The sequence below is a fragment of the Enterobacter sp. 01-M-03-SI-ECC genome (genome assembly GCF_047530215.1).
GTDB classification, from domain to species: domain Bacteria; phylum Pseudomonadota; class Gammaproteobacteria; order Enterobacterales; family Enterobacteriaceae; genus Enterobacter; species Enterobacter chengduensis.
On record NZ_JBLKDA010000055.1, the window covers coordinates 1 to 12,156 of the forward strand.

At 49.1% G+C, this 12,156-nt stretch carries 12 protein-coding genes; 4 read left to right on the plus strand and 8 right to left on the minus strand.

The annotated features are described in order from the left end of the window. The first annotated feature begins 693 nt into the window (after positions 1-693). Positions 694-1,707, plus strand: coding sequence for a plasmid replication initiator RepA (repA, locus tag ACMWKK_RS25040; RefSeq protein ID WP_047028175.1), 1,014 nt, complete (start codon positions 694-696; stop codon positions 1,705-1,707). Positions 1,708-2,595: 888 nt separating this feature from the next. Next, a complete protein-coding gene (locus ACMWKK_RS25045; RefSeq protein WP_047028176.1) occupies positions 2,596-3,399 on the plus strand; it encodes a DUF4225 domain-containing protein in 804 nt (267 codons plus the stop codon). On the opposite strand, the gene ACMWKK_RS25050 is transcribed toward ACMWKK_RS25045, so the two are convergent. The 6 genes from ACMWKK_RS25050 to ACMWKK_RS25075 form a co-directional block, all read right to left on the minus strand. Further along, positions 3,377-3,700, minus strand: a complete 324-nt coding sequence (locus ACMWKK_RS25050) for a hypothetical protein (protein ID WP_047028177.1) — start codon at positions 3,698-3,700, stop codon at positions 3,377-3,379. The genes ACMWKK_RS25045 and ACMWKK_RS25050 overlap by 23 nt on opposite strands. 14 nt (positions 3,701-3,714) lie before the next feature. Beyond that, complete coding sequence (locus ACMWKK_RS25055) at positions 3,715-4,485, minus strand: TraX family protein (protein ID WP_047028178.1); 771 nt, start codon at positions 4,483-4,485, stop codon at positions 3,715-3,717. A 345-nt stretch (positions 4,486-4,830) separates the two neighbouring features. Beyond that, a complete protein-coding gene (locus ACMWKK_RS25060; RefSeq protein ID WP_047028179.1) occupies positions 4,831-5,331 on the minus strand; it encodes a hypothetical protein in 501 nt (166 codons plus the stop codon). A 12-nt stretch (positions 5,332-5,343) separates the two neighbouring features. Next, the gene (locus ACMWKK_RS25065; RefSeq protein WP_047028180.1) at positions 5,344-5,838 is read right to left on the minus strand and encodes a thermonuclease family protein; all 495 of its coding nucleotides are present in this window, start codon (positions 5,836-5,838) and stop codon (positions 5,344-5,346) included. Between the two features lie 119 nt (positions 5,839-5,957). Continuing rightward, positions 5,958-7,094 (minus strand): hypothetical protein, encoded by a 1,137-nt coding sequence (locus ACMWKK_RS25070; RefSeq protein ID WP_052768200.1) that lies wholly within the window; start codon positions 7,092-7,094, stop codon positions 5,958-5,960. Between the two features lie 99 nt (positions 7,095-7,193). Next, positions 7,194-8,039 carry a hypothetical protein gene (locus tag ACMWKK_RS25075; protein WP_047028181.1) on the minus strand — a complete coding sequence of 282 codons (846 nt, stop codon included), beginning with the start codon at positions 8,037-8,039 and terminating at the stop codon, positions 7,194-7,196. Between the two features lie 393 nt (positions 8,040-8,432). Between ACMWKK_RS25075 and ACMWKK_RS25080 the strand changes: the two genes are divergently transcribed. Both ACMWKK_RS25080 and ACMWKK_RS25085 read left to right on the plus strand, forming a co-directional pair. Then, complete coding sequence (locus ACMWKK_RS25080; protein ID WP_047028182.1) at positions 8,433-9,260, plus strand: ParA family protein; 828 nt, start codon at positions 8,433-8,435, stop codon at positions 9,258-9,260. Then, positions 9,260-9,544 carry a hypothetical protein gene (locus ACMWKK_RS25085; protein WP_047028183.1) on the plus strand — a complete coding sequence of 95 codons (285 nt, stop codon included), beginning with the start codon at positions 9,260-9,262 and terminating at the stop codon, positions 9,542-9,544. The genes ACMWKK_RS25080 and ACMWKK_RS25085 overlap by 1 nt, the downstream gene beginning before the upstream one ends. A gap of 117 nt (positions 9,545-9,661) precedes the next feature. Here the strand turns inward: ACMWKK_RS25085 and ACMWKK_RS25090 are convergent, their stop codons facing one another. Both ACMWKK_RS25090 and ACMWKK_RS25095 read right to left on the minus strand, forming a co-directional pair. Continuing rightward, the gene (locus ACMWKK_RS25090; protein WP_047028184.1) at positions 9,662-10,018 is read right to left on the minus strand and encodes a hypothetical protein; all 357 of its coding nucleotides are present in this window, start codon (positions 10,016-10,018) and stop codon (positions 9,662-9,664) included. A gap of 1,109 nt (positions 10,019-11,127) precedes the next feature. After that, on the minus strand, positions 11,128-11,868 hold the full coding sequence (locus ACMWKK_RS25095) for a DUF4145 domain-containing protein (RefSeq protein WP_406542954.1): 741 nt from the start codon (positions 11,866-11,868) through the stop codon (positions 11,128-11,130). Positions 11,869-12,156: the final 288 nt, after the last annotated feature.

The window sequence follows — 12,156 nt, forward strand, 5'->3', positions numbered from 1 at the left end:
TCGAGGCGCGGGAATAAAATCCCATTCAGACGCCGGATAGATTCAAGCAAGCCAACTTATCGTCAAAATCGGTGTTGCAAAAACGGGAGTGACCATAGATTCCGTTTTCTGAGACGACCCCCTGTAGATCGTCTCCCGCCAGAGGCTGATCTTCAGATTCCGCGCGTAAATGCCATCTTCCCGTTCCGTTCTCCTGCGCTTCCTCGATCAGGCCTGCCGGCCTGATACTGCGGCGAGCGCTGCCGGTTATAGTCCCTTAAGGGCAATTAGCATGCAAACTATGGACGGTTATCTGGTCTAACATCTGGAAAAATTACTGACGAGAAGGTAGTATTCGGATCGTCAGCGATCGTCTTGTGGTGGGACAGATTGTTGATTCAGATTACTTTTGTGACCTAACTCAAACTGACGGTTTGACTGCTTTGTGGTGAGGCAGACGGGTGGCAGAAGATGGTTTTACGGAAGAAATGCGGACTTCCGGAAACAAACAGGGACAGGACGTGTCCAGTAAAACGTTCAGGAGCAGGTGACGGGATTTCCCGGAGCCTGAATGCACAAACCCCCCGATAACTGTCATCATCTTGGCGGAAGACACAGGTATCAGGGGGTCCAAAAGCAGGCGCGTTGCCTGTGAAGGATTATAACGCATGCACCATAGAAAACAACACCCGGCCGCCATAAGAACAGGCCGCCGTGAATGACAATCAGATTTCTGTTCACTGGTCAGATCTACCGAAAGATGAGCTAACCCGTTTCTGGCAGGATGTCGATGCCGGCACTCAGGGTAATTTCCTCATTGCACCGGTCAAAAAACTGACCCGCCGCAAACGCGGTGAGCATTCCACAAAAGCCAAATGTGAGAACCCGGCCTGGTATCGCCCGGAGCATTATAAAAAGCTCTCCGGACAGCTCGGTCATGCCTACAATCGCCTGGTGAAAAAAGACAAAGAAACCGGGCAGGTCAGCCTGCGCATGCATGTTTCTCGTCACCCTCTCTATGTCGCCGGCCGCCGTAAGGCGGGACGTAAATATGGCTTCCGTCCGGAACGTCAGCGCCTGCTCGATGCCCTCTGGCCAGTGCTCATCAGCTTCTGTGATGCCGGCAAGCATACCGTCGGCATGTGTATCTCCCGTCTTGCAAAAGAACTCAGTGCAAAGGACGCAAAAGGCAATGTCATTCCGGAAACAGAGGTGACGGTGTCACGCCTTTCACGGCTTATTGAGGAACAGGTACGGTTTGGCGTTCTGGGCCTCGCAGAAGAACGCGCCTGGGATCGTGAATCCCGCACCTGGCTGCCAACGTATGTCTATATCACCCCCGTGGGATTCCAGATGCTGGGCGTCGATATGGACAAGCTGTTTAAAGAGCAGGAGAAGAAGCTCCGTCAGAGCGCCGAGCGTGAGCAGCTGATCCGGGAAGGGGTGATGAGCGAACATGATGATGTTCAGCCCCATTCCGCGCGGAAATGCTGGTCCGGCCGTAAGCGCCGGGAGGCACTCGTTTACCGCCGCAAAAAAGGCGCGGAGCGTAAACGTGCCAACAATCTGATTAAGCTGCCGGCAGATGAACGACTCCATGCAATGTCTGAATGGATTTACCGCACCCTGCCGCCTGACGAAGCGTACTGGTGCACATCTGAGCGCCTGAAGGCGCTGGCCATCCAGCATCTTTACCAGCTGGATCTGGCGCTTTCTCCACCTGACTAGTCACAGACGAAACAACAGTCTTTCTGTTTACAGGCCCCTCACCGGGGCTTTTCGTGCTGGTTTTTTTCGGCCATTCTGCTCATTTTTCATCCTTTACTCCTTTCTCCTTCCGGTCACCATGACGTACTGCGTGTCGTTATGGTCCGCAATGGCCACTGTCTCTTTTTTTACACAGAAATCCGCAAACGAATAAGTGAAGTAACCCGGAAATGAATAAAAGACATTCCGCAAAACAGTCTTACTTCACCGTTTTTATCTCTCTGTTCATTACATTCCAGAGTAGATCATTGTCTTCGGCCACTCTGTGGATAACGTAAAATGCCTTCGCATGCAGCGGCCTCACGGCCGCGCGCTCAGAATAAAATCAAAAGTTCCTCCCGTCGCAAGCGCCGGGCCCCGTTCTGGCCAGAACCCAACACTGCATACTTACCTGACCCCTGCTAAACCGACGCCGCCCCGGCCCGAAGGGCCGGAACACCCTCGCTTTAAGAGGGATGTTGTAACTAGAAGTAAGAGCTGCTGCAGTTAGCGTCGCGGCAAGCCCGCTGTACACGCTCGTAAGCGCCTCACGGCGCTAACGCGGAGATACAGCCCGTCAGCGGCCTCTGGCCTCGACGTGCTCACTCCGACCGCGCACGTCACTACCAGGCGTGGCGGTTCGCGGGTATGGCTTTGCAGGGTAAGGGATGGGACAGGCAGAACCTTTCAAACCGCAGCGGCTTACGCCGGTCACGGCGCCCGTCGACTTTCTCTCCCTGTCTGGCTTCAGCTGGCGCCTCCATGCCGCGATGCGGCATCAGTGAGTTCTGCAGGGCAGCGTGCCCTTTTTTTGTTGTCAAAACTCGTTTCGGGAATATGCTTTCAGAAACAGATAAGCGAGGCGATAAAATGGACACGTTGCTTTTACCCGGCCAGAATCCCCGTGCCTGGGCCGAAACCATGATCAACCTTGAGGCCCGGAAACTGGTGAATACGGCCAACACGGTGGCGGCTATGCATCTCCAGGATGGTTTTATCCGGATTCAGTTTGTGGATGAGATCAGGGCATTCATCATGGCCCAGTTTGAGGCCGCGCGCCGGGCGAAAACGGATGATGACTGTATGGCCTGTCTGCGGGCCTTACGGGCTGAGAATACCAGCCTGCTGGAGCAGTCCCGATCGCTCAAAACCGGCTATGCAAAACTCTATGCTGAGGTGAAGGTTGTCCGGGACGAGAACAAAATTGTGGGCTACATCATTTCAGCGGTCGACGTCGTGGTGGCCGGTGCGGCCATCTTTGGTGGGATCGTCATGATGTCCTCCATGACGCCGGTGGGCGTGGTGGCTGGTGCGGTGATAGTCGTAAATGGCTTTAACACGATTTCACGTGAGGCCGCACACAACCTCCTCGGTGATAAACAGACGGAGGGGATATTTGCGGACGGATCGATGGAGTTCGCTGAATTTCTGGGCTTCAGCCGGCAGCAGGGGTTGGGAACCTATAAGGCTGTCACACTCTTCAGCGAAGTGTACGGCGCGTATGGCCTGAGGCTGAAACCCGAAGCACAACGGCTGTGGTACTGGACCAGGCCCGATTTCTTCAGGAAAGTATCCGGCACGCCACGTCCCGCAATGGCGCTTAAAATTGCGGGATGGGGAGTTAAAGCCAAAGTGGCGCTTGATTTACTGACTATTGAGCCTTCCGGGAAATAGTCTTCTGCAGGCGGAATGCTTTCCAGCCCAGTACAGGTGGGAAGGTCACCCAGGCAATGATCAGGACGACAAGGGAACTCATGCCCCCGGAAAGAATGTGTGTCCGGCTGCCGGCAATGAGGGTGACCAGCATAACCAGAACCAGCACGACAGTGATCCATACCGACACCCGGAAGCGCCGTGATAGCGCATCGATGAGATACTGCATGGTGCCTCCGCCTGCTGCAAGCCGGCCCTGTAAATTGTCCACTTCGCTCTTGCTGAAACCTGCCTCAAGCAGCTCTTTCTCACTGATAGCCATCACGTCCTCCCTAATCAGGCGAAAGTATACTGTATAAGACCAATAATCCCCAGGTGACCGGCGTAAGCATAATAAAAGAAATTACGCGGCATGAAACGCCGGCGGCCGTCCGGACAGATTTGCCTGCAGAAGGAAACTACTGCCAGGGGGAATGCCAGAGTAGGCAACGTGGCCAGTAATAATGTTTCTGCGGGCATATCCAGGAGATGCGATAACCCGTTTAAACAAATCAGTGACAGCACGGCAGTGATGGCCGCCAGCCGCTGCACTCCGGGTGTATCGCTGCCAGAAACCGTTGCCATACTGATGGCCAGCGTTATTCCTGCCAGCCCGTAGCTTGCCGGCTCCAGTGGCCAAATCATGAGGGCCAGGAGCAGATATCCCGCAAACATTCCTTTCCGGCCGTGCCGGTACTGCAGGGCAAGCAGCTGCGTGACGCCGGCAAACACGAACAGAATGTTCAGGGCCCACCAGGGCTGCTGATGCCAGAAGGCCAGGCTGAACACCGGCTGGGTGATGACTGCCCAGATCCACAGACGACTGGCTCTCTTCTGAAGTCGTTCCGGGGTGCGCTGTACGTTCATCGCCCATATAAGCGTGAACAGGGGGAAGGCCATCCGGCCAAGCGCATACATCACCGGCAAGGCTGGCGACAGAAACACCGTATTGATGTGGTCGATAATCATGGCCAGAAGTGCGAGAAGTTTGACCATATCGAGAGCTGCGGGACTGAGCTGGCTGGCGTTCCGGATAGTGGGAAGAACGTCGGGTACTGAACGATTCATGCTGTAGATTCCCCTGGCGACACGCGGTTAACAGCCAGCCCTGAACATAATGCCAGAATGCCCTGCCGGTTCGCGTTGTGACCCTGATCTTAAGTTTCTCCAGAATCTTGCGCACCGCAAATTCTGATTTATCACGCAGCACGCGCATTGCGCCTGCCACATCCTTATTCTGAATACAAATACTTAAAATATGAAAATCGTTCACACCGCCCCCTTTCTTACACTCTTATTATCGGCTGCATGAATATTATATTTAGCGGAGTAGGAAGGTTCCTAATAAAAAATTCATATTAGCGCCCAAAATCTGGGCAAATTTATCGACCCTTTTATATATGTGGCGTTCGCTCATGAATTATCTGTATTATTTGCTGAAGTTTTTTCCCTGACCAGAGCGAAATCTTCACGAATAGATTTTGCGGCAGGCTTCCACCCTTTAGCCCATTCCTCGTTCATACGGCCTTCACTGACAATTTTCAGGGTGATGGCATAAGGGGTGCGCTGCAGTTTCTTCGACAGCCAGAGTATATGATCGTCGATTCTGTCATCCGGAATATCAGCAATAATCGAATGAATAAGGTCCAGGTCCTCCGGTGACCACGGTTTTCCTGAACGCGGAAACACTTCATCCGGAAGGCGTGGTTTTTTTTCCTTTTCTTCTTTTACCTGCTTTTTAGCTTCTTTTTCCGCAGTGATGAGGCGCTGCCGCTCCGTTAACCCTCCCAGAATTGCAACCGTCCTGACCATATTTTCACGCTGCTCACGTGTAATATTTACTTCACCGCATATAATGGCATTTAAAGTATCTACAAGGTTTTCCAGCTTGCTTTCTGTCAATTTTAACGTCATTCAGAAATCTCCTTAATCATTATTCTTTTTTAGCCCATTCTGATGCAGGCTACGCCAGCGCCAGGGCTCAGTCTGACCCGGTTCTGACCAGAGTCCGACTGACTGAAGGCGGGCTTCGGCCTCCAGAACAGCGTAGTCTGGCCGGGTAGGTTTTCCGTGGTACCGGTATGCCCAGGCCAGGCCTTTGCGTATCTGTTCGGCATTCACATCTGTCACGCCAATCCACACGGTACCGAGCAGACGTCCATAGCGATCCTTATCACTTCCGGTGACGGTTACATGCCGCTGGGCCACCATTGATGAGAGTTCCTGACGGGAACGCTGGCCAAACGGCTGACTCTTTTCCGGCGCATCGATGCCGGCCAGACGAATGCGCGTCAGTTGGTTTCCTGGCTCAAGCATCTCAACGGTATCCCCGTCCAGCACGCGCACAATCCGGCCGCTGAAATCTGCACTGGCCGAAAACGCCATAACGATCAGGAGCAGAGAGCAAAACTTCCGTTTCATTATTCGTTATCCCAGGTTGTATACATTGCGGTTATTAAGAACGTAAATTTCAACTCGACTTACACCCCAACGAGGCTTTTTATACGGTAAGAGGTAAAAAGCCGTTTGGAAATCGACTTTTACTTACTGGCCTTCGCCTGATGAAGACGTAACACACCATCCGCAACCCTGTTGATAACGTCCCGTAATATGTCAATGGAGGTTTTTGAGATGTCTGAACCGTTGAATATCGATGACTTGACTCTTACTCTCATAAGGGGATCACCGTCCTTTGCCGGGGTGTCTCTGACCTGGATATACGTGCATTCTTCCCGACGAAAATGGATCTCCTCTTCCCCTGTGGTGAGGAAAACATATAAGCCGGCGAGAGTTGTTTTCTGATGGTCACTGTTATTTTCGATTATTGCGACCTTCAGTTTTTGACGTTCCAGCTTTTCAGGCAATTCAGTAACATATAGATCTCTGTCTGAGTGGAACGAGGTAAGTATCACGACATCGGGTTGGTCTTTAACTTCCATTTCTATTTCGGCAGGCTGCAGCGATTTGCTGCTAAACAACAGATTAATCAGGGTATGCATATCATCATTCATAAGATAAAAAGGAGCACGCCGGACTTCTCCGCTACGATCTTCTCTGATCAGACCCCAGCTAATTAAAGTACTGATGGCACGCTGTGTCATCCCCTCCGGTTTATCTGTCAGCGCTAGCTCTGCGTCTCCTTTGGAGTTATATCCCTTTAGTTCCAGAGTCTTGCGAAGATACAACTCCCGGATAAATTTAAGCTGTCCGAAGGTCAGGTTGTGCGTCATATGAATAAAGTGGAAACGAGTTTCTTTATCCAGTGTCCCCCTGCCCAGCTGAACGAGCAGGCGTACATAAAGCCAAGTTTTCTCATCCTCATCGTCCTGCAGAACCTTGCGGAGTACGGCAAGAAAGTCTTCAGAAGAAATATCTGCCAGTTCCGGCAGCTTCTGGTGTATGCCGGTAACGAACTTTTCGACGCGGGCACGCCGTTGCTTTTCCTCCATTGCGATTATTTCCGTATAACCTTCCTCCAGCAGCGTCAGTGCGGTACCGAATCCTGGTATTTTTTTGACTCCCGATTTAACGAACTTGGCGAGAATTTTTCGAATGTCACTATCGTTAATGACCTCCGTATATTCGGTTCGTATAAGGTTGGCCTGCGTTGACCGGGTGCTTACGTCAGTTGATTCACTGCGTGGGGAATTGCTTGAAGTACTGTTCTGAACCGTCATTTTTTATTCATATCTCTTTTTACGCTTTTGCAGGCCTGTCCATCAGTCAGGATTTCACGGATGCTCCTCAAATCAAGACAGTTTGCATCCCATACCATGTCATTTGTGCTTTAACGGCCCAAACGCGCCAGATTCCATTAACCCGTTAAACATCGTGCGAAGCTGTTTCACCGTCAGTTGGTTGAGGAATAGCGAGGAACGGGCACCATGTGGGCTTCCAAGAAGCAGATAGCGCATATCTTCCCACGACTCAGAGAACTCGGCATATGACAGATCAGCCAAGGTACGGGAAAGCATTAACGGAACAGCGATAGCTGGCGAAATTGTGCCGTCAGGCTCCAGTTGGTGATTATTCCAACTCCACCATATAAGTATTGGTCCTGCGCCTTGTGTATACAGGGGAATTAAGTCAGAAACATCATTGAAAACATCACTATCGTCGTAGTCATAATTACCATCTGCAAACGATTCGATTAATTCATCAGTGATGTACGCAGCACGTAATTCAATGGAATCAGCGGCCATACGTAACCAGCCAGCCATGCTGCTATAACGCCCATCATCACTATTCAGGTACTGAACTAACCCCCGGTAAGACGTTTTAACTGTAGCAATCAGCTCATCCGTGCTGCCATATGGGCAAGTAATAATTGCATTTGCCATATACCTCGTGTGATCAAGATGCGGGAAGCGGGGCGTAGTTTGAGTTCCTGAATGGTTATGCACATCACGGCCAAGAGCAATAATCGGATGCCACTCAGGATAAGACGTAACAAAAGGCCCAAACTTTTCATGAATGACAGTCAAAGCGTGCTCCGCACGATTCCTGTCCTCAGTTGAATTAGACCCGCTATTGTCCTTACGCCATGGAAAGCTCTCTTTCATTAGCAGGTAGTCGAATGCCTTGGCGCGCAGTTTTTCCGAATCTTCATTAGCTCTAAACATAAAGTGATTCCGCATAAGTTAGTTAACTTATGCATTATTGATCTATTTTACGGACAAGTAAACGATGATGCGTTAATAATGTCTAAAAGACATAGAGGGGACTGAAGCCCAATGGAAAGATATAAGGGCGTAACCTATGTATTTCGGTTAAAAAATACGCTTAATGTACAAAAATTTCCGTTTCCCAAACTGAACCCTGATTACAGGGTCAGAGCGAGAGTCAGACGCTGGCGCCTGAATGTCGAAAATCAAGAAAGCCTCATCTGGCAGCACAAGAACCAATTTTTGACAGAATGGACCCTGCCTTTGCTTTTTTGTATTACATTTGTATTGCTTAAGTGTGCAAAATGGATTACAAATACTCCTGACTAATAATCTCAATCTGGAGCCGTCATGATGAGCAAGCTACAGGAAAAATCTGCGCGAATAGTTGCAATAATGAACAACAAAGGCGGTCCTGGTAAGACCAGTTCAGCGACAAATCTTGCTGTCCACTATGCCCGATCCGGAAAGCGCACGCTGCTGATTGACTCCGACCAGCAGGCCAATACGACAGAAGTGACCGCAAATGGCAAAAAGTACTATTCCATGTATGGGCCAACAATTTGCGATCTCTATAATAATTCCCGATTTGATATCCGTGATGTCATCATTCCTGCGATGGCCGGTGAAGTACCTATCCCTAACCTTGATCTTATTCCGTCCGACCCGACGTTTGAAAAAATTATCGAACAGACACTTACACGCAGTCACCGCGAAAAAATCCTGGGCCGACATCTTGAGAAAGTCCGCGCCGAATACGATTACATCATTATTGACTGCGCACCTGGGCTCAACATCGCAACCGGCAATGCCATTTTCATTGCCGACCATGTGCTTGTTCCTGTCGACGGCGGGAGTTTTTCGCTCAGTGGCCTGGAAATCATGCTGGACTACATGGATGAGATCTCTGAGGAAGATTACTCGCGTTTCAGCGTGTTTCGAAATAACTACAACGGTGCCAATAAAAAAATTAACACCTATATTGATACCGCATTGACTTCACATGAGAGGATCTCCCCTCGCCTGTTAAAGAGCCGGATTCGTACCGATCAGGCAATAGTGCAGTCGCAGGTGGCTTGTCTCCCACTCTACTACTACCAGAAAAGCGCAATGGCTTTAGTTGACTACGGCAAACTGGCTCGCGAACTAGAAGAAATTATCAGCAGTGAGGCAGCATAATGTCTAAAGAACTTGTTCGACCAAAAATGGAAAAACCGGAACGTACCAGAAAAGAAAGCAGCCTGACAAATATTGCGGCTAAAAAGAAAAATACGACAGGAGAAACGCCCAAAACAATACGCATGACACCCGCCGAAAAGGTGCTGGCACAGGAACTGGTTGAACAGATCCAGGCGCTGACACATAAAAATATCACGGTATCGACGTTGTTGCGCGCTGGGCTCTACCTTGCACAGTCAGCCGGGCCAGAGAAGGTACTCAAGGCGATTAAAGAGAACATATAATGTAGTACAAGTGAACTACATTAGTATTCTATTTGTAATAACAGGGGTTGATCTTTCATCAAACAACCCCTACTATATTTGTCAGGGTATCTGCAAATACCCCGACATACTTCTTACTTAGCAATACAACTTACGCATTAACCAGCGGAACGCGACAGGTAAAGCACTGACCCCGATTGAGATAATCAAAGTTGCTGTTAGACCTGTCCATTCTGAAGGCATACCAAGACTGTGTAGAATGCCGACCACCCACTGCATCATTGATGTATTCCAGAAACTCTGGATAGTGGCAAAAATGCCCCCCATAATGACATCGACGATAGTGACTTTCTTGCCGTCGTTATTGTCAGGTTTACGTCCATTCCCCCCGGACTGACCAGACTCTTCATTATGGTGGTGGGCGCGTGTACTGATATGTTGCGTAACAGGTGCATAATGTTTGTTTACTGTAATATTGAACTGAAATAATGGCATAGATTTCTCCTATATTAGCCTTAGATAAAATAACTCTTGGTACTACATTCAAAGTTTTCATTTAGAAACCTTTTTAAATGGTTGAAAAAAATGGTGATAACGTCACCGCGTAATACATTTCAGATTTAGCTATTTCACTCCAGCTCCTTACTCACCTGCGTGAGTGTTAAGTGTTTTCAGGGTGTACGAATCCATCTCCGCAGTAGCGGAATAAAGAATCGCGTCATTTTCTTCGGGCACAAAAAAAGCAGGCCCGGGCGCACCGGTACCTGCTGTCTTGGCTTAGCCAACAGAACAGGGAACCGGATAGTATTCTTTTCATCTGGGGTTGCCCTGGCCTCTGTCGGCCACATGACAGTATTCTCTGTCATGTTCAGAATAAGGTTATCTTACCCTGAAATAAGCATGTTTGTCAATAGTCAACATGTATTTTTAGTTATTTTCTTTGTTTTTCGCCGTTTTCGCTATTGCGTCAGCGATTGTCACGTGCTAAGCACTCCCTCCAGGTGTCCCTTACGAAGAGAATCCCCCCTCGCAACTGCTTTGCCTGGCACAATAAGTCAGGTCTGTACTTCTGTGACCATTTCCGGCGCACACCGGAATAATGGAGTAAACCAGGTCAGCGGTGCAGATAATATTTAACTTAAGTGCAGATATCGCAATATGCCGGAACCGGCACGTAATGCACACGGCTGCGGTCTGACATTCACCATCAGGCGAAATAAGACGGCAACAGAATCACTGTTGAGTGGGGTGTGCATCATTTTTGATTATAATGCCAGAGAGCCTGATGAAAGTCAAAAATAAATTCTCCGCAGGGTTGACGCGTTTACTTAAATAGTATCTAAAAAAGTATTCTTTATTTAAGTAATGCCTGGTACTTATACTTTTGTTGCGTTGAGTTTATTTGTTGTACTTAGTGCATAACATATATGTGCATAAGTACGTCGAATCAATATCCTCCTGCGGACTATCTTGCGGATTAGTATGTTGTCCGGTTAAACAACATTACTTCAGCTTTCATTAGTCAGGATAGTTCTTCAGCTCCTGAACTATCCTGCCTTCCAGAGTACAGCAACCGCAAGCCAGAGGCGGGACTGCCGGGAACTTCACTGATTTCCGAACTTGTCATGCAGCCGTCTGGTAAGGACTGCAATCGACTCCTTACGACCGGAAAAGAGGTCATTCACGACATACTCCATAATCTCGAATGCCGCTTCGATATCCCCGGTGGTCACTTCATCATAGGTATGACTGCCGGCGTTACCCAGGAATTTAATTGCCATCAGCGTGTCCTTGTAGGGGGCATATTGCCCGTCGAGGAGTTCGATACGTTGATGGAGATAAATACGCTTCCCTTTATTACCATGTTCAGGAATACCAATTGCCGTCAGCATTCTCTCAACCGAGATCCTGATTAGATTGGCAGCAGATCCTGGCTGGCTGAGATAGACAGAAAAAGAAGCTGTAACAGGCCCTGCAATCTCCTCCGGATATTCTCCGGGAAGTGCAAATGGATGCAACGTCGGAACAAAGCTCATTGGTTTATACCAGGCAACATAATCACGATTACTCATTTCATCGTCCCATTCCTCCTGCCAGCCTCCCTTACCAATGCAGACAACCACTTCATTACAGTTTGCCCGTGAACAGTGCGCCATACAGCTGAAAACCTTCTCATCCATTTCAGGTTCAAACCAATCCTCATTCTGAATTTGTCGACTTTCCAGCAGTGACTTAGCGTGGAAAGTCTCTTTATCAATAACCAGTGTTTTCTGGGCACATGCCGGGCATGGCCATTCCACACTCAGGCTCGCGTAAAATCTAGCCGAAATTTTATGAACAGACATTTACTTTAACTCCGAAGGTAATAGTGATGAGATCTGAATCAGACCTTCAAATTCAGTGATAACCTACTTTCACCATAATCCATTAGCCCTTTTTGAAAAAGAGCCGCGACACTCAATGACCGACATGTCGGATAAACGGGGTTCTTACTCTTCCCTCTTTCCCACACTTAATGAGATGGTCACTCCCTCCTTCCCAGTACTATGCTGAGGACAGGCTTTCATTCGGAGAACCATCATGGAAAACATTGCGCTTATTGGTATCGATCTGGGTAAGAACTCTTTCCATAT